Genomic DNA, 19,935 nt, shown 5'->3' on the forward strand with positions numbered 1-19,935 from the left:
GCACCATCGGGGCATGAGCCTCTCCGTCGGTGACCGCGCGCCCGAGTTCAGCCTTCCCGACCAGGACAAGCAGGTCGTCTCCCTCGCGGACCTGCGCGGCACGCCCGTGCTGCTGGTCTTCTACCCCTTCGCCTTCTCCGGCATCTGCACCGGTGAGCTCTGCCAGCTGCGCGACGAGCTGGCCGCCTACACCGACGCCGGGGTGAAGGTGCTGGCGATCAGCACCGACCCGGTCTTCAGCCTCAAGGCGTTCAAGGCGCAGGAGAACCTCGAGTTCCCGCTGCTCTCGGACTTCTGGCCGCACGGCACGGTCGCCCAGGCCTACGGCGTGTTCAACGAGAAGGCCGGCATGGCCGTGCGCGGCACCTTCCTGGTCGACGCCGAGGGCGTCATCGCCTTCACCGAGGTCAACCAGCCGGGCGACGCCCGTCAGCAGTCCGGCTGGAAGGACGCCGTCGCCGCGCTGGCTTCCTGAAGCGCGGGCGTCCGGGGCCATACCCTGGACGCGCGGGGCGCGTAGCTCAGCGGTAGAGCTCTCGCCTTACAAGCGAGCGGTCGCAGGTTCGAACCCTGTCGCGCCCACCTGCACCCGTCGCGGTGTGCACGCTGCTGCGCACGACGGCGGTCATCCGCGCCGTCACGACCGCCATGATGCGCATCCCGGCGCAACCGGGCGGCACCGCCTGCCCACCGGGTGCGGGCACGCCGAGCGCCGGCTTGTCGTCGTCCCGGTGGATCGAGGCGACAGCGAGCCGGCGGCCCGGCGTCAAGCGACCCGGCGTCAGGCGGGCGACGGCGTCAGGCGGCGGCGACGTCCGCGGTGGCAGCGGTGCGGGGCTCGGCGGGCTTCGGGAAGGCCGGGCGCAGGAACGCCGGTGCCTTGAACGGCGCCCACTCGCCCTCCGGCTGGGCCAGCCGGTCGGCGACCGCCCAGAGGGCGGCCGGGTGGTGGCCGATGCCGAGGTGGCTGGCGGTGACCGCGATGTTCTCGCAGCGCTCGCCGGGCAGGTTCAGGCAGGTCTGCCAGTGCACGATGCCGTCGTAGTGCGAGTAGATCGACGTCGCGGGCACCGGCAGCGGGCAGCCCTCGGACTCCAGCGGGAACTGGCGCTGCTCCACGTGCAGGTGCGCGTAGCGGTCGAACGCCTTGGTGGCCCGGGTCTGGGTGTGCCGCTCGATGCGGAACGGGCTGCCGAGGGTGATCACCTGGCGCACCTGGTCGGGGCTCTGCCGGGCGAGGTCGCGGGCGAAGATGCCGCCCAGGCTCCAGCCGATGACCGTCACCTCGCGCCGGTAGCGGCCGTGCAGGTAGTCGAGCTTGTCGCGCAGGCCGTTGACGCAGGTGGCGGTCGGCCCGATGTTGCGGCCGAGCCCCCAGCCGTGCACCCGGTAGCCCAGCCGGCGGAGCGTCGCGCGCAGCACCCGGGTGGAGGAGTCGTCGGCGAGCAGCCCGGGGAGGACCAGCACCGGGTGCCCGTCGCCTTTGGGCAGCCGCGGCGCGAGCGGGCGGGCGGCCAGGTAGAGGCCGAAGTCCGCGACCGCCCGGCCGGGCTCGCTGAGGTAGAGCGGGAGTGCCGGACCGTCACCCTGCTGTCGTGCCACGTCGTCCTCCAGGCTGCCGTCCATCGGTGGAAGGGCTTTACCAAGATGCGGTCTGGCTCACACCTGCCGGTCACATACGCGCGGGCGCATGTTGCCGAATTGTGTCCTGTGTCATAGCGGACCTTCGTGTTCCACGCACCCGTGGACGGGGGGCGCCGCTGCGCCCGCTGCCGGTACGTGCCACGGTACGGACGACTCGACGGGGCAGAGGAGCAGCGATGAGCGAGGACGAGACACCGGGCCGCAGCCGCACCGTGGACCTGGACGGCCCGGTGCACTACCTGGACTTCGGCGGCCCGGACGACGGGCCGGTGGTCGTGCTCGTGCACGGCCTGGGCGGGTCGCACCTGAACTGGGATCTGGTCGCCCCGGGGCTGGCGGAGCACGCGCGCGTGCTGGCCCTCGACCTGCCCGGCTTCGGCCGCAGCGAGCCCGGTGGCCGCACGGCCAGCGTGCCGGCCAACGTCGCGGTGCTGCACCGCTTCCTCACCGAGGTCGTCGGCGAGCCCGCCGTCCTGGTGGGGAACTCGATGGGCGGCATGATCTCGATCCTCGAGACGGGTGAGCACCCGGCGGCGGTGCGCGGCCTGGTGCTGCTGGACCCGGCCGTGCCCGGCCCGCGGCGCGCGATGGACCCGCTGGTGGCGGTGACGTTCGCGCTCTACGCGATCCCGTTCGTCGGGGAGCGCTTCCTGTGGTGGCGGCGGCAGCGCACGTCGGCGCTGGTCCGCGTGCACGACATGCTGGAACTGGTGGGCGTCGACCCGGAGCGGGTGCCCGGCGACGTCATCGACCGGTCGGTCACGCTGATCGAGGAGCGCCGGGACGTCCAGGGGATGGACCGGGCTTTCCTCGCCGCCGCCCGCTCGGTGTTGCGGGTGCTGGCCGACCCCCGCCGGTACCGCGCCGCGATGGCCTCCATCGACGTCCCCGTGCTGCTGGTGCACGGCGACCGCGACCGGCTGGTCCCGGTGCAGGCCGCCCGCGACATCGCCGAGCACCACCCCACCTGGCGCTACGCGGAGTGGTCCGACGTCGGTCACGTCCCGCAGCTGCAGGAGCCGGCGCGGTTGGTCACCGAGATGCTGGACTGGATGCGCGACACCGCGCTCACCAGCTCACCGGCCTGACCCGCGCGGCCGCGGGGACCGACGACCCCGCGGCCCGCGGCGGTCAGGAGCCGGTGCGGAGGGTGTCCCGCAGCGCCTCCAGGCCGGTGTAGCGGGGCCGCCACCCCAGGTCCTCGCGCGCCCGGGTGGTGTCCATGATCGCCGGCCGGCCGGCCGCCTCGATCCACTCGGCCACCGGCGGCAGGAACGGCAGCCGGGCCACCGCCCGCGCGGCCGCCTGCGCCGGGGCGGCGGGCAGCGGGATCGGGATCGCGCCGAACTCCCGGGCGACGTCGGCCGCGGTCAGCACGCCGTCGCCGGCGATGTTGTAGGCGCCGGGCGGGCCGGCGCCCAGGACGCACAGCAGCAGCGCCTGCCCGACGTCGTCCTGGTGGATGAACTGCACCGGGTGCTCGGGCACCAGCAGCGGCACGGGGAACAGCAGCCGCCGGGGCCGGCCGAACAGCCGTCGCCCGAGCGGGGCGAGCGGGCCGGGCAGCACGTCCTTGGCGCCGATGGCCTGCGGGCCGAGCACCACCGGCGGGCGGAGCAGGTACAGCGCCAGGTCGGGCGCCGTCGCGGCCTCGCCCTGCAGCAGGTGCTCGAGCTCGGCCTTCTCCTGCGCGTAGAACAGCCGCGACGCCGGGCGCACCGGCCACTCCTCCGTGATCCGGTCGGGGTTGTCGCGGTGGAAGCCGTAGGCGGCGACCGAGGAGGAGTAGACGAACCGCCGGGCGCCGACGGCGGCGGCCGCGCGGAAGACGTTCAGCGTGCCGTCGACGTTGATGGCGCGGGTCGTCTCCCGGGAGGCGTTCCCGGTGATCAGGAAGGCCAGGTGCACGACCACGTCGGCGGCGCGGAAGGCCTCCCGCAGCGCATCCGGATCGCGGACGTCGCCCTGCCGGTACTCCATCTTCGTCCAGCCCCGCTCGGCCGGGTCGAACGGCCGGCGCGCGATGCCGATGACCCGGTCGACGCGGTCGTCGGCCTGCAGCAGGGGCACCAGCCCGGCGCCGAAGGTGCCGGTGGGGCCGGTGACCGCGACGGTGAGCCCGCGTTCCCCGCCCGGTGCCCGGGTGCCGGAGCTGCGCTTCTTCGCAGGGCTCACCGGGCGCCGGCCCGGGCGGTGGGCTTCGTGCCGGTGGGCTGCGCGACCTCCGGGGTGGCCTCGTCGGCCCGCGCGTACTCGAGCAGCTCCTCGATGCCCCGCCGGATGCCGCCGGAGAGGACGTCGACGTCGGGGAAGGCGTCGAAGTCGGCGTTGATGCCGAAGGTCATGGTGTTGAGGTAGCTGAAGATCCCGATGGAGCACCGCGTGCCACCGGCGATCGGCACGTAGGCGTGCGCGGAGCACATCCGCTTGCCGAGCACGTAGAGCGGCACCCGCGGCCCCGGCACGTTGGTGGTCACCGCCTGGCACCACATCTGGCCGGCCTGCATGGCGGCCCGCACGCCCAGCGAGAGCAGGCTCGGGGCCACGAAGTCGCCCATCGAGATGATCGACGGGACGTCGACGGCCTGCATGGCCCGCTTGTACTCGTCCATCTGGCCGCGGATGGTCTCCAGCCGGGAGGCCGGGTCGGGGTCGCCGACGGGCAGGTCGACGAAGACGGCCGACACCTGGTTGTCCAGCGATCCGCGCTGCTTCTCCGAGCGCACCGACACCGGCACCATCGAGCGGACCACCAGCTTGTCCGAGGACAGCTCGCCACGGCCCTGGAGCAGGTCGCGGAAGCCCCGGGTGATGGCGGTCAGCACGACGTCGTTCACCGTGCCGCCCAGCGCGGTCCGGACGGCCTTGAACTCCTCGAACCTGCCCGCCGTCCAGGCCCAGCGCCGGTGCGGCCCGATGTGCCCGTTGAGCGAGCGCGCGGTGGGGGTCGCCGCCTGCTTGGCCAGTGAGGGCACGGTGGTGGCGAGGGTGCGCCCGGCCTCGGTCAGGCTGCGCGCGCTGCGGACGGCGTTGCCCACGCTCGGCAGGCTGGTGAGCGTGCGCAGCGGCTGGGTCGCCGCCTCGGTGACGGCGCCCGCCACGAGCGCCAGGGACGAGGGGTCGCGGCGCGGCGTCCAGTCCCGCGGGTCGTCGTGCGTGGCGTCGGGGTCGAGGTCGAACATCAGCTGCATGAGGTCGGTGCCGGCGACGCCGTCGACCATGCAGTGGTGGACCTTCGAGATGAGCGCCCAGCGGCCGTCGGCGAGGCCTTCCACGAGCCACAGCTCCCACAGCGGCTTGGCCATGTCCAGCCGGTGCCCCAGCACCCGGCCGGCCAGGTTGCGCAGCTGCTCGTCGTTGCCCGGGGCGGGCACCGCGGTGTGCCGCACGTGGTACAGGATCTGGAAGTGCGGGTCGTCGACCCACATCGGCCGGCCCAGCTGCAGCGGCACCTCCCGGACCCGCTGGCGGTAGCGCGGCACGAGCGGGAGCTTGCTGAGCAGCAGGCGCACCACGTCGCCGTAGCTGGGCGCCGGGCCGTCGAACACGGCCACCGAGCCCACGTGCATCGGGGTGTTCTCGCTCTCCGCGAAGTAGAACCCGCTGTCGAGGGCGCTCATGCGGTCCACGTCTTGACTCCTCGCCGCCCGGCCCCGCTGCTAGGACCGGGCCATCGCACGTCCCGGATGGCCGCCGAAGTTATGTGTGTCCCCCGGTAGACGCAACCTGATCTTGTGGTGGCGGCCACATCCTGGGGTGCCCGGTATGCGCCCGGTCAACCGGCCTGTCGCAGGTCGGCCTCGACGCGGTCGAGCAGGTCGGCGAACGCGCGGTCGACCACCGCCGTGCGGGTGAGGTTGACGCTGTGCCCGGCACCCGGGACGACGACCAGCTCGGCGCCGGGGCCGATCTCCTCGGCGATCCGCCGGCCGTGCGCCGCAGGGGTGAGCCGGTCGTGGGTCGCGGCCACCACGGTCACCGGCATCCGCCGTAGCACCGCCAGCGCGGCGGTCTCGTCGTGGTCGAGGAACGTGGCGTAGAAGGCCAGGGTCACCGTCAGCGGGGTCGCCTCCAGCAGTTGCTGGACCAGTCGCACCGAGCGCCGGTCGGCGTCGTCCCGGCCGAACAGCAGCCGGCGGATCGCCCGGCGGCCGACGAACCGCCCCCGCCACGGCAGCCGGTCCAGCAGCGGGGCCAGCCGCTGGAGCAGCCACAGGTACAGCGGCAGCAGGCCCAGCCGGCGGCCCATCTTGACGAGGAACCCGAGCGGGCCGGTGTCGACCAGCCCGCCCGCCGAGGTGGCCAGCAGGAACGCCCCGACGACGCGGGTGCCGAACAGGTCCGGCCGCTGCCGGGCCAGCGCGAGGATGCTCATCCCGCCCATCGAGTGACCGGCCAGCACCACCGGGCCCGTCGGGGCGACGGCGTCGAGCACCTGGCCGAGGTCGCGGCCGGTGCGGTCGATGGTGGCCTTCGTCAGCGGCGTCCAGCCGGACCGGCCGTGCCCGCGCTGGTCCCACAGCACCAGCCGGACCCGGCCGCGCAGCGCCTCGCGCTGGAGCTGCCACTCGGCCAGCCGGGCGGTGAAGCCGTGCGAGAGGACGACGGTGACCGGTGCGCCGGTGCCGCCGGCCGGCTCGTCCACCTCCACGTGCAGGTCCACGCCGTCGTCGGTGGTCACCGTCCGGGAGCCCGGCGGCGGAGGGCCGTCGAGCGGGGGGAGGGACAGCAGCGGCGGGTCGCTGGGCACGGGGCCATCCCAGGGCCCGGCGGCCGGTCCCGCAACCGGGGGCGGACGCCCCGGTGGTCAGTGCCCGGTGCGCCGGCCCGGCGCGGCCTCCCGCACCAGCCGGCGGGCGGCGTCCACCTCGCGGGCCACCGGGGCCAGCACGCCCTCGGCGTGCAGCTCGGCGTCGTCGGTGGTGCGGGGCGCCCGGACGTCGTCCTCCAGGGAGCGGATCGCCCGGCGCAGCACCGCCACCTGGGCGAGGTCGGGCGCCGGCTCGCCACCGCGGGTGGCGATGACCGCCTCGGTGACCGCGTCGGAGGTGCGCTCCAGCTGCACGATCACCGGCCACCAGGCGGCCGCCCGCGTGCTGATCGGCGGCGGCTCGGCGAGCCGCCGCTGGAGCTGGGTCTGCAGCTCGGTGAGCGCGCGGTAGTTGCGCCGGCGGGCGCGGCGGCGCTCGGCCGGGCTGCCGGTGAAGGCGGCCTCGACGAAGGCGTCCAGGGCGACGGCGGCGTCCCGCAGGGCCGCGTCCAGCGGAGCCCGCCACGTCTGCGGCCACAGCAGGTAGCCGAAGACCAGCACGATGGCGCAGCCGACCAGCGTGTCCAGCAGCCGGGCGCCGACCAGCCCCGGGCCCCCGGGGACGGCGAGGTCGAGCAGCAGGATGATCAGCGGCGTCTGGAAGACGGAGAACAGCCCGAAGTTGGCGTTGCGGGCCCACGGCAGCACGGCCGCCGAGCAGGCGATCGCGACCAGCACCCAGCCGTCGCGGGGGAGGGCCGCCAGCAGCGCGGAGCCGAGCAGGACGCCCAGCACCGTGCCGGCGCCCCGCTGCACGGCCCGGGTGAAGACCGACCCGAAGTCGGGCTTGAGCACGATGGCGACGGTGAGCAGCACCCAGTAGGGGCGCTCGATCGGCAGGTACTGGCGGGCGATCTCGGCCACGGTCATGCACAACGACAGGCGGACGGCGAAGGCGCGGGTGTCGGCGCTGGCCACGGTCCGGTCGACCAGCTCCCGCGCCCGCACCCCCAGGCCGGGCGTGGCGCGCGCCGCCGCGGCGCCGGCCCGCTCCTCGGGGTCGCCGACCACGTTCCACACCAGCCGGACACCGTGCCGCACCGCCCGCACCGCCGGGTGGCCCGCCTCGAGCGGGGCCGGGCGCTGGTCGGTCAGCTCCCCGCTGCCGATGACGGCCGCGGCCAGTCCGTGCACCGCGGTCACGTCCTGCGGATCGGCCGGGACGCCGGCCCGCGCGGCGGCGACCGCCCCCTCCACCAGCGGCGCGGCCGCGTTGAGGACGCCGGCGAGCTCGGAGAGCTCCTGGCTGCGGCCGGCCGACCGGCTGCGGCTGCGGATCACCCGGTCGTAGCCGGCGTTGAGGGCGGTGGTGAGGGCCCGCCGGGCGTCGGGGGCCTTCTCGCTGCCGATCGCCGCGAGCAGCTCGCCGATCCGGGTGAACACCGCGGCCACGGCGGCGCGGTCGGGATCGGCATGCTCGGTGCGGGCCTGGACGAGGGTGGTCAGCGTCGCCCAGGCCGCGCCGCAGAGGAAGAACCCGACCTCCGCGGCGGCCGGCAGCGGGGTCATCAGCCCCGAGGCGAGCGCCGTGTAGACGAGCAGCTGCAGCGCGCCGAGGGAGAGCGCGGCGTTGACCGCGCTGACGAAGGCGGCGACCGCCGACAGGAGGGCGATGACCACCACCGGCTCCCACCCGCCGCCCGTGGCGTGCTGGCCGGCGAGCAGCCCCAGCATGCCGAACAGCGTGGCCGCCCCGATCCGGCGGAGCCGGTCCCGGAGCGGGCCCGGCTGGGGCGCCAGGGCGGCCGCCAGCGCCCCCATGGTGCCGAACACCCCGGCGCCGAGCGCGGCGGCGGAGTCCAGCCCGCCGCCGACCGTGACGGCCAGTGCCAGTGGCGCGGGGATCGCGACGGCGAACCGGGCGACGTCGCGCCACGGCACCGGGGGCGGCGTGGTGCGCACCAGCTCCTCGAGCCACGCCGGTGCGCGCAGCGCCCGCTCCCGTGCCACGGGAGGAGCTTGTCATTCCGCCGGTCCGGCCGTGCGTGTCCGGCGCCTACGCTGCGGAGCCGTGACCGTGCAGCTCGGCGAGGTGCTCGCCGCCCTGGATGCCCGCTACGACCCCGCGCTCGCCGAGAGCTGGGACGCCGTCGGCCTGGTGTGCGGCGACCCGGCCGAGGAGGTGCGGTCGGTGCTGTTCGCCGTCGACCCCACCGCCGCCGTCGTCGACGAGGTGCTCGCCACCGGCGCGCAGCTGCTGGTCACCCACCACCCGCTGCTGCTGACCCCGGTGCACGGCGTGCCGGCCGACGACGCCAAGGGCCGGCTGGTGCACCGGCTGATCCGGGCCGGTGCCGCGCTGTTCGTCGCGCACACCAACGCCGACCGGGCGCCCGGCTCAGGGGTGAACGCCGCGCTGGCCGCCGTCCTGGGGCTGGCCGACGCCGTGCCGCTGGAGCCGGCCGGCCCCGATCCCCGTGCCGGGCTGGGCCGCGTGGGCACGCTGCCCGGGCCGATGACCCTGCGGGATTTCACCCGGCACGTCGCCGCGGTGCTGCCGGCCACGGCCGCCGGCGCCCGGGCGGCCGGCGACCCCGACCGGGAGATCCGCAGGGTGGCGGTGTGCGGCGGCAGCGGGGGCTCGCTGCTCGCGGCGGCCGCCGCGGCCGGGGCCGACGTGCTGGTCACCAGCGACCTCAAGCACCACCCCGTGTCCGACGCCCTCGAGGTGCCCGGGCCGGCGCTGGTCGACGTGGCGCACTATGCCTCCGAGTGGCCGTGGCTCCCGGTGGCCGCCGACGCGCTGCGCCGCGACCTGGGCGGCCGGGTGGAGGTCGCGGTCTCCACCGTGCGGACCGATCCGTGGAGCTGCCGGGCCGACGCCCCGCGGGGCGCCGCCGGCTGACCCGGCCGCGTCAGCCGTGCCCGGCGGCCCGCAGCTCCCGGACGCACGCGCGCTCGAGGCCGCGCTGGCGCCGGATCCGGGCCAGCAGCCCCGGCACCGGCTCCAGCTCGCGGGTGGCGGCCGGGCGCACCCCGGTCATCCGGCCGTCGGCGTACCGGCCGGTGGTCGTGTGCACCGTCCAGCGCTCGACGTCGGGCACGGACACCTCCTGGCCGACCAGGACGGCGGCGCCGGAGACCCCCGGGGGCGCGCCCCGCAGCGCCAGCGGATCGGCGGCCCAGTCGCTCACCCGGACGGTGGCCACGTGCAGGTCGCCGTCGTCGACGCCGAGCACGGCGTCCAGCGGGCCGTCGCGGCGCTCGCCGGGGACGACGTCGGCGGCGTCCAGCGCGAGGACGAGCCGCGGCAGGTACCACCAGTGCTCCCGGCGGAGCATCGGGGAGTCCGCCAGGGCCCGCGCCGGCGGGTGCTTGCGCAGCTCCTGATCCAGCAGGTGCTCGGTGAACAGCTCGCCCGTGCCGTCCTCGATCAGGGTGAGCCGGCCGGTGGCCACCAGCGGGACCCAGCGCGAGCCGGTCAGCCGCGGATCGGAGAGGACCAGCGCCGCGCGGTCGCCGGCCGCGGCGGCGCGGGCGGTGGCGGCGTGCGCCCAGGGCAGGGCGACCGCCGGGCGGCCGTCCAGCAGGAGCGGGACGACGCCGACCGCGCCCGGTGATCCGCCCGGGGTGCGCCACAGCAGCTCGGCCACCCCGGCCGCACGCACCGCGGCCTGCGTACTTGTGGCATCCATCACATGCGCTGTCTACTCCTCGCGGACGGCGGCGACGTTGCCGCCCCGGAACCTGGGAGTCGCCGTGCCCGCGTTCGTCGTGGCCGCCGTGGTGGGAGCGCTCTTCTTCCTCGGCTACCGCTACTACTCCACGTACCTCGCGACGAAGGTCTACGCGCTCGACGGCGCCTACCGGACCCCGGCGCACGAGTTCAACGACGGCGTCGACTTCGTGCCGACCAACAAGCACGTGCTCTTCGGCCACCACTTCACCTCGGTGGCCGGGGCGGCGCCCATCGTCGGCCCGGCGATCGCGGTGTTCTGGGGGTGGGGGCCGGCGCTGACCTGGATCGTCCTCGGCACCATCTTCGCCGCCGGCGTGCACGACTTCGGGGCGCTGGCGGTCTCGGTCCGGCACAAGGCCAGGAGCATCGGCACGCTGGCCGGCGACGTCATCAACGGCCGGGCGCGGATGCTGTTCCTGGCGATCATCTTCTTCCTGCTGACCCTGGTGAACGCGGTCTTCGCCGTCGTCATCGGCAACCTGTTCGTGGCCCAGCCGGGCGCGGTGATCCCGATCGTCGCCGAGATCCCGCTGGCCATCGCGATCGGCGTCTACATCTACCGGACCCGTTCGTCGGCGCTGATCCCGTCGATCGTCGGCGTGATCGTGCTGTACGCGCTGATCCTGGTCGGCAACGCCTACCCGATCACCCTGGACGGGCTGGCCGACGCGCTCGGGGTCGAGCAGACCCGCAACGTCTGGGTGGTGCTGCTGTTCATCTACACCTGGATCGCCTCACGCATCCCGGTGTGGGTGCTGCTGCAGCCGCGCGACTACATCAACAGCCACCAGCTGTTCATCGCCCTCGGCGTCATCGGCCTGGGCCTGATCATCGGGCTCAACCAGATCCAGGCGCCGGTGATCAACGACGTGCCGGAGGGCTCGCCGAGCTTCTTCCCCTTCCTGTTCATCACCATCGCCTGCGGGGCCATCTCCGGGTTCCACTCGCTGGTGTCGTCGGGCACGACCTCCAAGCAGCTCGACAAGGAGACCGACGCCCGCTACGTCGGCTACATGGGCGCCGTGGGCGAAGGATCGTTGGCCACCGGCGCGGTGCTCGCCGCGACGGCCGGGGTGGCCGCCTCGCAGGCGGACTGGGAGGCGCTCTACCCCGACTTCGCCACGGCGTCGGGGGGCGCGGTCGGCAACTTCGTGGCCGGCACCGCCCAGTTCGCCAACAACATCGGCATCCCGCTGGACCTCGCCGCCGTCTTCGCCGCCGTCGTCGTCATCAGCTTCGCGGCGACGACGATGGACACCGGCGTCCGGCTGCAGCGCTACGTGATCCAGGAGATCGGTGAGCTGATCAAGGTGCGGGTGCTGGCCCGCAACCTGACGGTCGCCACCACGCTGGCGGTGCTCATCCCGCTCGCCATGGCGCTGCTCCCCGGCGGCGGGGAGGCCGGCTACACGTTCGGCGTCCTGTGGCAGCTGTTCGGCACCACCAACCAGCTCACCGCGGGTCTCGCCCTCTCGGTCATCGCGGTCTGGGTCACCCGTCGCGGCCGCAACCCGGTCGCCGTCCTGATCCCGCTGGTCTTCCTGCTGGTGATGACGACGTGGGCGCTGATCCTCAACCTGCGGAACTTCGTCGAGGACGAGCAGTGGGTGCTGGCACCGCTCGACGCGCTGATCTTCGTCCTGGCGCTCTGGCTGATGGTCGAGGCGGCGCTGGCGCTGCGCGCGGCCTTCCGGGACCGCGGCACGGTCGGGCCCACCGAGGGCGTGGAGCCCGACGCGGTGGCGCTGGCCAACCCGGAGACCGACACCTCCGACCGGCCGCTCGGCGGTCCCTCCGGGAACGACCGGCGGTGAGCCCGCGGGTCGTGCTGGTGCGGGGCACGCGGACCGCCGGCGGCGCCTCCGCCGGGTGCTGCAGCGCGGACGTCCGGCCGTTCGACGAGGGCGGCTCGCACCGGCACGCCGCGCCCGACGACGCGGTGGGGGCGGTGTACCGGGCGCTGCGCGCCGCCCTGCCGACAGGGGTGGCGGTGGAGGTGGTCTCGCCGTCGAACTGGCTCTGGCTGGTGCCGGCGCTCGTCACCGACGGCCGCCGCCGGGGCCTGCGCGGTGCGGCCCTGCGGCGCTCGGTCCGCGCGGGGATGGCCGTGGAGTCGCTGATCGTGGACGGGGCGGTGCTGGCGTCGGGCCGGCTGCCCGCCCCGGCTGCGGCGGTGGCCGCGGTGGAGTCGGAGCTGGCCCTGGGGCGCGCTCGCCCGCCCGCCGGCTCACCGGCGGGGCGGGCGGAGGAGCCGCAGGTAGGTTGAGCGGCGTGAAGGTCGACCATTTCGAGCAGCAGAAGCTCCTGGAGCTCGCGGCGGAGGACGTCGCGCTGACCCAGCTCGCGCACCGTCTGCGGACGCTGCCGGAGACCGCCGCCGTCGAGGCCGCCGCGGAGGCGGAGCGGGCGCTGGCCGACGACGTCGTCCGCGCCGAGACCGAGGCGCGGGACCTGCAGCGCGAGGTCAAGCGGCTCGAGAACGACGTGGACACGGTCCGGCAGCGCGCCGCCCGCGACCAGCAGCGGCTGGACGCCGGCGGGGTGGGTGCCAAGGAGGCCGTCAGCCTGCAGCAGGAGCTGGAGTCGTTGGCCCGCCGGCAGTCGACCCTGGAGGACCAGGAGCTCGAGCTCATGGAGCGCCTGGAGACCGCCGAGTCGACCCTGCGCACCGCCCAGGACGGCCTCGACGAGGCGCGCGCCGCGCTGGAGCGGGCCGAGCAGCAGCGCGACGACGCGCTCGCCGACATCGCCGAGAGCACCACCCGGCACGAGACGGCCCGGGCCGCGGTCGCCGGCGCGATCTCCGCGCCGCTGCTGACCCTGTACGACCGGATCCGCACCCAGACCGGCACCACCGGGGCGGCGATGCTCCGGGCCCGCCAGTGCCAGGGCTGCCGGATCGAGCTGAACGGCCGGGAGCTGGCCGCGGTCCGCAACGCCGACCCGCACGAGGTCGTCCGGTGCGAGAACTGCGGGCGGATCCTGGTGCGCACCGCCGAGTCCGGGCTGTGACGCGGCGCTTCATCGTCGAGGCGGACGGCGGGTCGCGGGGCAACCCGGGGCCGGCCGGCTACGGCGCGCTGGTGCGGGACGCGCAGACCGGGCGGGTGCTGGCCGAGCGGGCCGCATCCGTCGGGCGAGCCACCAACAACGTCGCCGAGTACGGCGGGCTGGTCGCCGGGCTGCAGGCGGCGCTCGATCTCGACGCGTCCGCCGCCGTCGAGGTGCGGATGGACTCCAAGCTCGTCGTCGAGCAGATGTCGGGCCGCTGGAAGATCAAGCACCCCGACATGCAGCAGCTGGCGCGCCAGGCGCAGCAGATCGCCCGGAAGCTCGGCGCGGTCCGCTACACCTGGGTGCCGCGGGCGCAGAACGGCGCCGCCGACGCGCTGGCCAACAGCGCGATGGACGGCCGGCCGGTGCACCGCGACGCCGTCGCCGAGCCCTCGGCCGCCGAGGACGACGTCCAGCCGGTGCGCGAGCCGGCGCCGTTGGTCACCACCGTCACGCACCTGCTGCGCCACGGCCAGACCGAGCACACGCCCGAGCGCCGCTTCAGCGGCCGCAACGAGCTGCCGCTGTCGCGCACCGGCCGGGCCGAGGCCGAGGCGGCGGCGGAGCGCGCCGCGCAGCTGGGCATCGACGTCGTCGTCGCCTCGCCACTGGCCCGCACCCGCGAGACCGCCGAGATCGTCGCCGCCCGGCTCGGGCTGCCCGTCGAGTTCGACGACGACCTCCGCGAACTGGACTTCGGCGACCTGGAGGGGCTGACCTTCGACGAGGCGCGCGCCCGGCACCCGCTGGCGGTGCGCCGCTTCATGGCCGACGTGACGGTGGCCGCGCCCGGTGGGGAGTCGATCGCCGACGTCAGCACCCGGCTGGCCGGTGCCCGCGGGCGCATCCTCACCCGGCACGCGGGCCGGACCGTCCTCGTGGTCAGCCACGTCACGCCGATCAAGCTGCTGCTCGCGGCCGGCCTCGGGGTCGGCGACGGCGTCGTCCACCGGGTGTTCCTGGAGGCGGCGTCGCTGTGCACCGTCGCCTGGACCTCCGAGGGCACGGCCTCGGTCCGGCTGGTCAACGACACCGCGCACCTGCGCTGACGCCGGCTCGCCAGGTCAGACGCGGGCGAAGAGGTAACCGGAGACCACCACGCCGAAGGTCACGATGAGCACGCGCAGGGGCGTGGCGGGGATGCGAGTGGCGATCCGGGCACCGAGGAAGCCGCCGACGAGGCTGGCCGGGGCGGCGACGGCGACGACGGTCCAGGCGACCGGTCCGAAGATGCCGAACACCACCAGCGTCACCGTGGCGGTGACCGCCGACAGCGCCGACTTCAGGGCGTTGGCCAGCTTCAGCCGGTGCAGCCCGATGCCGAGCACGCCGACGAGGATCACCCCGAGCGCACCGCCGAAGTAGCCGCCGTACACGGTGGCGAGGAACAGCGCCACGTACAGCCAGGCGGGGTCGCGGCCGGGGCCGCCGGGGACCTGGCCGGCCAGCCGCCGGGTCACCAGCGGCTGGAGCGCGAGCAGCAGGCTGGCCATGAGCACGAGCACCGGGACGACGAGGTCGAAGGCCTCAGACGGCGTGGTGAGGAGCAGGACGCTGCCCACCAGCCCGCCGGCGACCGCGACCGCCGAGAACCGGATCAGCCGCCGGCGCTGGCCGGCGTACTCCGGGCGGAAGCCGGCCACGCCGCCGAGGTAGCCCGGCCACTGGGCCAGCGAGTTCGTGACGTTGGCCGCCACCGAGCCCAGCCCCAGCGCCACGAGGGTCGGGAAGAGGATCAGCGATCCACCGCCGGCGATGGAGTTCACGACGCCGGCCAGGAACGCGACGCCGGCCGCGATGAACAGGTCGGCACCGGACACGACGGGTGACCCTACGGTGAGCCCATGCGGGCAGAGGCGCGAGCACTGGGAATGGCCGCCGGGATGACCGGGGCCGGGGTGTTCCACCTGGTGCGGCCGCAGGTCTACGACTGGATGATCCCGCCGGAGCTGGGACCGGCCCGGCCGTGGGTGATCGGCAGCGGGGTCGTCGAGCTGGCGACCGCGGCGCTGCTCGCGGTGCCCGCGACCCGGCGTGCCGGTGGCTGGGCGGCGGTGGGGCTGCTGGTCGGGGTGCTGCCGGCGCACCTGCAGACCCTTCGGGCCACCCGGCGCTCGCCCGTCGGGCTGACGGTGGCGGCGGCGCGGATCCCCTTCCAGTTGCCGATGCTGCGGGCCGCGCTCCGGGTGGCCCGGGGCGGCTGACCCGCCGTCCTCGCCGGAGAGTCGCCGGCCTCCCGCTGCGTCGCGAGGTCCGCGACCGCAGCGTGCGGTCCGCGGTCGCGGCAGACTCGGGCCATGCCGACAGCTCCGATGCCCGACGACTGGCAGCGCGCCCTGGTCGTCGCCGCCCACCCCGACGACATCGAGTACGGCCTCGCCGCCGCCGTCGCCGTGTGGACGTCGGCGGGCAAGGAGGTGCACTACCTGCTGGCCACCCGGGGCGAGGCGGGGATCGCCGGCATGCCGCCGGCCGAGGCCGGCCCGCTGCGCGAGGAGGAGGAGCGCGCGTCGGCCGCCGTCGTCGGGGTGACCGAGGTGGAGTTCCTGGACCAGCGCGACGGCGTGCTCGTGGCCGGCCCGGAGCTGCGCCGCGAGCTGGCGGCCGGCATCCGGCGGCACCGCCCCGAGCTGGTGGTCACCCTGCACGGCGGGGACAGCTGGACGGCGCCCGGCGTCAGCCCGATCGCGTTGAACTCACCCGACCACCGGGCGCTGACCCGGTCGGTGCTCGACGCGGTCGCCGACGCGGCGAACGAGTGGATCTTCCCGGACCTCGCGGAGGAGCGGTGGACCGGCGTGCAGTACGTGGCGGTCCAGCACATGGGCGGCGAGCCCCCGCACGCGATGGACGTCAGCGGGGGAGTGGCGGCCGCGGTCGCCTCGCTCACCGAGCACCGGCGGTACCTCGAGGCGCTGTCGGACGAGCCGGTCGAGGAGCAGGCGCGGCAGCAGATCGACATGGCGACGCTGACCGAGGACGGCGGCCGCCGGGTGGGCTTCACGCTCTACTGGGGATGACCACCCCCTAGACTCGCGGGCACGACGGACGAGTCGGCTGGGCGGTCGCGTCGGCGGGGGAGATCCCGTCGCCGAGGAACGTCCGGGCTCCACAGGGCAGGGTGGTCGTTAACGGCGACCCGGGGTGACCCGCGGGACAGTGCCACAGAAAACAGACCGCCAGCGCGTGCGCTGGTAAGGGTGAAACGGTGGTGTAAGAGACCACCAGCACGCCGGGTGACCGGCGTGGCTCGGTAAACCCCACCCGGAGCTAGGTCAAGAAGGAACGGCGGTCCGCCGCCGTTTCGCGCAGGCGTTCGAGGGCGGCCCGCCCGAGCCTGCGGGTAGACCGCTGGAGCCTGCCGGCAACGGCAGGCCTAGATGGATGACCGCCCATCGGGAGGCCGCAAGGCGCCCGTGGACAGAACCCGGCGTACAGGCCGACTCGTCCGTCGTCCCCCGGGCAGGCTCGCGGCGCGGATGCCGGCCGGTGGTGCGGCGGCACGCTCACCCGATCGGGTCAAACCGGGCGCTGTGCTTTCGGTTCGTGACTCCGCGTGCGTCCGCGCGGAGGGTCCGCAGAAAGGTCGGGAACGATCTCCTGGGGGGCGTCCGGCCTGCATACCGTTCCTCCCGTCCGCCGATCGGCGGGCCCGGATGGCCGCCCGCCGAACCTGCCCACGGCCACCGGAGGCGTCGACACGACGGGCAGGCGCGGGGGACCCACCGTTCGACGGCCCTCCGGGACCTCGGGGTGAAGCCGCGTCCTGCGGCCGGGCAGCTCTCGCCCGAACCCGACAGCTAACTCCGCAGGCGGCGAGAGGCTCACCACGCCATGCGCATCAGCTCCCGCACCACGGGTCGATCCCGCTCCACCCGCAACCGCGCCGTGAGGGCCGTGGCCTACCCGGCCGTCGTCCTCGCGGCGGCCTCGGCCGTCACCCTGGGGGCCATCGGGCCCGCGGCGGCCCACACCGGCGAGCACACCGTTCGCTCCGGTGACACCCTCAGCCGGCTCGCGGCCGACCACGGCACCACGTGGCGCAGCATCCACGAGGCCAACCTCGACACGATCGGCGCCGACCCGAACGTCCTGCGCGTCGGTCAGGTGCTCACCATCGGCGGCGCCGGCGCGGCGGCTCCCGAGCGCGCCAGCCGATCGGACCGGCCCGTCCCGGCTCCGACCTCGGAGGCCTACGCGCAGTGGGACGCGCACGTCCGCCCCGCCGTCCAGGAGGTCGCCGAGCAGTTCGGCGTCTCGACGGTGCTCACCCGCCCCGGCCACAGCCCCACGGCGGGCCGCGCGGCCGACTTCATGGTCTACGCCGACGCGGCCAAGGGCGACGCCGTTGCCCAGTACGCGATCGACAACGCGGGCCGGTTCGGCGTCGACTACGTGATCTGGCAGCAGCGGATCGCCGGTCCGTGGACGGGCTGGACGTGGCAGGCCATGGAGGACCGCGGCTCGGCCACGGCCAACCACATGGACCACCCGCACGTCGCCTTCGCGCCGGCCGGGTGACCGACCACCGAGCCCACCGCTGACGGCGAGCGCCCCCTGCCCGGGTCCGGGCAGGGGGCGCTCAGCCGTCTCCGCGGGGCTGGCCGGCGGTCAGACGGCGACAGCGGTGACGAAGGTGCAGATGCCCTCGCCCGAATCGGCCCGCAGCCGCACCCCGAGCACCCACAGCAGCGCCATCTCGACCCGGTGGACCAGGCGGCGCGGCCCCGCGAACCAGGTGCTGCCCCCGGTCGTCACCCGGATGTCCCCGAACCCCGCCAGCCGGACGTGCTCGGTCAGCATCCAGTCGGGGAGGATCGAGATGTGGCCGGGCTGGTGGTAGTGCCCCGGTCCGAAGATGAACGGCGCCCCCCGCAGGAACATCTTCAGCCGCGAGTGCGGGTGCGTGATGTTCGGCGTGCTCAGCAGCAGCCGGTCGCCGGGCCGGAGCAGCGACCTGATCGAGCGCAGCACCTGCCGGGGGTTCTCCACGTGCTCCAGCGTCTCCACGCACACGACGAGGTCGAAGGGGCCCCGGGTCTCGTCGGTCCACTCCGGGTGGTCCAGGTCGAGCCGGTGGATCCAGTCGTGCGGCGGGTCGAGGTCGGTCGGCACGACGTCGAAGCCGGCGTCCCGCAGCCGGCAGGCCAGCGCGCCGCACCCGGCACCGACCTCGAGGATCCGGCCGCCCTCGGGCAGCACGCGCCGGGCCAGTTCGACGGCGTACTCGTGCACCCCCGGGGCGGCGTGCACCCCGTGCCCCTGGTAGGACCCCGTCGCAGCGGTGCGGGAGGCGGTGTGCTCGTCGACGGTCACCTTCGGCAGTGTGGGCCACCGGCGGCCACTACGCACGGTGGTCGGCCGCGCCCTCGGCAGGCGAGCGGCGGAGCCGGAGGGCGCGCAGCCCGGCCCCCACGGCGAGGGTCACCGCGCCGGCCACCACCGACGGCCACGGCAGGGTGGCCGCCAGCACCAGGCACCCGGCGACCCCGGCTGCCTGGAGCGCCCGGGGCCAGCGCCGGTGCTCGGCCGGCTGGGTGAAGGCCGCGAGGTTGGCGACGACGTAGTACAGCAGCACGCCGAACGACGAGAACCCGATCACCGCGCGCAGGTCGACCGTCAGCACGAGCACGCAGACCACCGCCCCGAGCGCCACCTCCGCCCGGTGCGGCACCCGGTGCCGCGGGTGCACCGCGGCCAGCGGGCGGGGGAGGTCTCCGGTCCGCGCCATCGCCAGGGTCGTCCGGCCCACCCCGGCGACCAGCCCCAGCAGCGCCCCGAGCGCGGCGGCGGCCGCCCCGATCGGGACGACCGGCGAGGCCCAGTCCCAGCTCCCGGCGGCGACGGCGTCGGCGAGCGGGGTCGCCGTGCCGGCGATCCCGGCGGGCCCGAGGACGAACAGCAGCGTGACCGCGACGGAGGCGTAGACGGCGACGGCGATGCCCAGCGCGACGGGGATGGCGCGGGGGATGGTGCGGGCCGGCTCCCGGACCTCCTCGCCCATCGTGGCGATCCGGGCGTAGCCGGCGAAGGCGAAGAAGAGCAGCCCGGCGGACTGCAGGACCCCGTACCAGCCGTACGGTCCGTCGGCCCAGCCGGTGAGCCGGGCCGGGTCCGCGGTGCCGGCGGCCAGCGCGGCGAGGACCGCCACGGCGAGCGCGGCCAGCACGACGGCGACCACGACGCGGGTGAGCCTGGCCGTCCGCGTCACCCCGTGGTAGTTGACCGCCACGAGCGCGACGACGGCGGCGACCGCCACCGGGCGCTCCCAGGGCTGCGGAACGGCGTACGCGGCGAAGGTCAGCGCCATGGCCGCGCAACTGGCGGTCTTGCCCACGACGAACGCCCAGCCGGCGAGGAACCCCCACCACGGCCCCAGCCGCTCCCGGCCGTAGAGGTAGCTGCCGCCGGCCTGCGGGTACTGCGCGGCCAGCTGCGCGGAGGCGGTCGCGTTGCAGTAGGCCACCACCGCCGCCAGGGCCAGGCCGATCAGCAGCCCGGCTCCGGCGGCGCGGGCCGCCGGGGTGAAGGCGGCGAAGATCCCGGCGCCGATCATCGAGCCCAGCCCGATGACGACGGCGTCGGTGGTGCCCAGCCGGCGGGCGAGCCCGGGGCCGGTGCTCACCGGAGCCCGCGATCGCAGCGCACGCCGGCGACCCTAAGGGGTGGGGAGGAGCCCGGAGTGGCGCGGCGGTGCAGGGCGCCGCGCCGGCGCCGTGTCATCGTGGCCGGCATGGGAGCAGTGCGC

Annotated in this window: 19 protein-coding genes, 1 tRNA gene, 1 other RNA gene and 1 riboswitch; of the genes, 12 read left to right on the plus strand and 9 right to left on the minus strand. The window is 75.3% G+C overall.

The features are described 5' to 3' along the window. The first annotated feature begins 13 nt into the window (after window positions 1-13). Window positions 14-475 (plus strand): peroxiredoxin, encoded by a 462-nt coding sequence (locus ACI790_RS11460; protein WP_456569899.1) that lies wholly within the window; start codon window positions 14-16, stop codon window positions 473-475. 35 nt (window positions 476-510) lie between these two features. Beyond that, window positions 511-582, plus strand: a tRNA-Val gene (locus ACI790_RS11465). A gap of 216 nt (window positions 583-798) precedes the next feature. Here ACI790_RS11465 and ACI790_RS11470 read toward each other — a convergent pair. Next, entirely contained in the window at window positions 799-1,602 is an 804-nt protein-coding gene (locus ACI790_RS11470; protein WP_456569900.1) for an esterase/lipase family protein, read from the minus strand. 218 nt (window positions 1,603-1,820) lie between these two features. Here ACI790_RS11470 and ACI790_RS11475 point away from each other — a divergent pair, with 218 nt between their 5' ends. Next, window positions 1,821-2,732, plus strand: a complete 912-nt coding sequence (locus tag ACI790_RS11475; RefSeq protein ID WP_456569901.1) for an alpha/beta fold hydrolase — start codon at window positions 1,821-1,823, stop codon at window positions 2,730-2,732. A gap of 43 nt (window positions 2,733-2,775) precedes the next feature. On the opposite strand, the gene ACI790_RS11480 is transcribed toward ACI790_RS11475, so the two are convergent. From ACI790_RS11480 to ACI790_RS11495, 4 genes are all read right to left on the minus strand, one after another. After that, window positions 2,776-3,819 carry an NAD-dependent epimerase/dehydratase family protein gene (locus ACI790_RS11480; RefSeq protein ID WP_456569902.1) on the minus strand — a complete coding sequence of 348 codons (1,044 nt, stop codon included), beginning with the start codon at window positions 3,817-3,819 and terminating at the stop codon, window positions 2,776-2,778. Further along, the gene (locus ACI790_RS11485; protein WP_456570058.1) at window positions 3,816-5,264 is read right to left on the minus strand and encodes a WS/DGAT/MGAT family O-acyltransferase; all 1,449 of its coding nucleotides are present in this window, start codon (window positions 5,262-5,264) and stop codon (window positions 3,816-3,818) included. The genes ACI790_RS11480 and ACI790_RS11485 overlap by 4 nt, the downstream gene beginning before the upstream one ends. 155 nt (window positions 5,265-5,419) lie before the next feature. Next, window positions 5,420-6,394, minus strand: coding sequence for an alpha/beta fold hydrolase (locus ACI790_RS11490; RefSeq protein ID WP_456569903.1), 975 nt, complete (start codon window positions 6,392-6,394; stop codon window positions 5,420-5,422). Between the two features lie 57 nt (window positions 6,395-6,451). Continuing rightward, window positions 6,452-8,404, minus strand: a complete 1,953-nt coding sequence (locus ACI790_RS11495) for an FUSC family protein (RefSeq protein WP_456569904.1) — start codon at window positions 8,402-8,404, stop codon at window positions 6,452-6,454. 61 nt (window positions 8,405-8,465) lie between these two features. Between ACI790_RS11495 and ACI790_RS11500 the strand changes: the two genes are divergently transcribed. Further along, complete coding sequence (locus tag ACI790_RS11500) at window positions 8,466-9,299, plus strand: Nif3-like dinuclear metal center hexameric protein (protein WP_456569905.1); 834 nt, start codon at window positions 8,466-8,468, stop codon at window positions 9,297-9,299. 10 nt (window positions 9,300-9,309) lie between these two features. On the opposite strand, the gene ACI790_RS11505 is transcribed toward ACI790_RS11500, so the two are convergent. Next, complete coding sequence (locus tag ACI790_RS11505) at window positions 9,310-10,089, minus strand: hypothetical protein (RefSeq protein WP_456569906.1); 780 nt, start codon at window positions 10,087-10,089, stop codon at window positions 9,310-9,312. A gap of 64 nt (window positions 10,090-10,153) precedes the next feature. Here ACI790_RS11505 and ACI790_RS11510 point away from each other — a divergent pair, with 64 nt between their 5' ends. From ACI790_RS11510 to ACI790_RS11525, 4 genes are read left to right on the plus strand one after another with little or no spacing between them, the layout of a single operon-like run. Beyond that, on the plus strand, window positions 10,154-11,947 hold the full coding sequence (locus tag ACI790_RS11510) for a carbon starvation CstA family protein (protein ID WP_456569907.1): 1,794 nt from the start codon (window positions 10,154-10,156) through the stop codon (window positions 11,945-11,947). After that, complete coding sequence (locus tag ACI790_RS11515) at window positions 11,944-12,399, plus strand: hypothetical protein (RefSeq protein ID WP_456569908.1); 456 nt, start codon at window positions 11,944-11,946, stop codon at window positions 12,397-12,399. Before ACI790_RS11510 ends, ACI790_RS11515 begins: the two co-directional genes overlap by 4 nt. A 5-nt stretch (window positions 12,400-12,404) precedes the next feature. Further along, window positions 12,405-13,145: a zinc ribbon domain-containing protein gene (locus ACI790_RS11520; RefSeq protein WP_456569909.1), complete on the plus strand. Its 741-nt coding sequence runs from the start codon at window positions 12,405-12,407 to the stop codon at window positions 13,143-13,145. Continuing rightward, entirely contained in the window at window positions 13,142-14,236 is a 1,095-nt protein-coding gene (locus ACI790_RS11525) for a bifunctional RNase H/acid phosphatase (protein ID WP_456569910.1), read from the plus strand. Before ACI790_RS11520 ends, ACI790_RS11525 begins: the two co-directional genes overlap by 4 nt. 15 nt (window positions 14,237-14,251) lie before the next feature. On the opposite strand, the gene ACI790_RS11530 is transcribed toward ACI790_RS11525, so the two are convergent. Continuing rightward, complete coding sequence (locus ACI790_RS11530) at window positions 14,252-15,007, minus strand: sulfite exporter TauE/SafE family protein (protein ID WP_456569911.1); 756 nt, start codon at window positions 15,005-15,007, stop codon at window positions 14,252-14,254. 24 nt (window positions 15,008-15,031) lie between these two features. On the opposite strand from ACI790_RS11530, the gene ACI790_RS11535 reads away from it, so the two are divergent. From ACI790_RS11535 to ACI790_RS11550, 4 genes are all read left to right on the plus strand, one after another. Beyond that, window positions 15,032-15,391: a DoxX family protein gene (locus ACI790_RS11535; protein WP_456569912.1), complete on the plus strand. Its 360-nt coding sequence runs from the start codon at window positions 15,032-15,034 to the stop codon at window positions 15,389-15,391. Window positions 15,392-15,484: 93 nt separating this feature from the next. Further along, complete coding sequence (locus ACI790_RS11540) at window positions 15,485-16,207, plus strand: PIG-L deacetylase family protein (protein ID WP_456569913.1); 723 nt, start codon at window positions 15,485-15,487, stop codon at window positions 16,205-16,207. A gap of 29 nt (window positions 16,208-16,236) precedes the next feature. After that, an RNA gene (rnpB, locus tag ACI790_RS11545) (RNase P RNA component class A) lies at window positions 16,237-16,638 on the plus strand. A gap of 262 nt (window positions 16,639-16,900) precedes the next feature. Then, window positions 16,901-16,997, plus strand: a riboswitch (cyclic di-AMP (ydaO/yuaA leader). Window positions 16,998-17,084: 87 nt separating this feature from the next. Continuing rightward, window positions 17,085-17,708 (plus strand): LysM peptidoglycan-binding domain-containing protein, encoded by a 624-nt coding sequence (locus ACI790_RS11550; RefSeq protein ID WP_456569914.1) that lies wholly within the window; start codon window positions 17,085-17,087, stop codon window positions 17,706-17,708. Window positions 17,709-17,798: 90 nt separating this feature from the next. Here ACI790_RS11550 and ACI790_RS11555 read toward each other — a convergent pair whose 3' ends face one another. After that, window positions 17,799-18,503, minus strand: coding sequence for a class I SAM-dependent methyltransferase (locus tag ACI790_RS11555; RefSeq protein ID WP_456569915.1), 705 nt, complete (start codon window positions 18,501-18,503; stop codon window positions 17,799-17,801). Between the two features lie 28 nt (window positions 18,504-18,531). Beyond that, entirely contained in the window at window positions 18,532-19,812 is a 1,281-nt protein-coding gene (locus ACI790_RS11560; protein WP_456569916.1) for an APC family permease, read from the minus strand. Between the last annotated feature and the right edge of the window lie 123 nt (window positions 19,813-19,935).

The organism is Blastococcus sp. SYSU DS0539 (assembly GCF_054050855.1).

Bases quoted from the DNA above. Each gene is read 5' to 3' on its own strand.
- ACI790_RS11535 (WP_456569912.1), top strand. From the start codon at position 15,032: ATGCGGGCAGAGGCGCGAGCACTGGGAATGGCCGCCGGGATGACCGGG.
- ACI790_RS11460 (WP_456569899.1), top strand. From the start codon at position 14: ATGAGCCTCTCCGTCGGTGACCGCGCGCCCGAGTTCAGCCTTCCCGAC.
- ACI790_RS11540 (WP_456569913.1), top strand. From the start codon at position 15,485: ATGCCGACAGCTCCGATGCCCGACGACTGGCAGCGCGCCCTGGTCGTC.
- ACI790_RS11485 (WP_456570058.1), bottom strand. From the start codon at position 5,264: ATGAGCGCCCTCGACAGCGGGTTCTACTTCGCGGAGAGCGAGAACACC.
- ACI790_RS11505 (WP_456569906.1), bottom strand. From the start codon at position 10,089: ATGGATGCCACAAGTACGCAGGCCGCGGTGCGTGCGGCCGGGGTGGCC.
- ACI790_RS11475 (WP_456569901.1), top strand. From the start codon at position 1,821: ATGAGCGAGGACGAGACACCGGGCCGCAGCCGCACCGTGGACCTGGAC.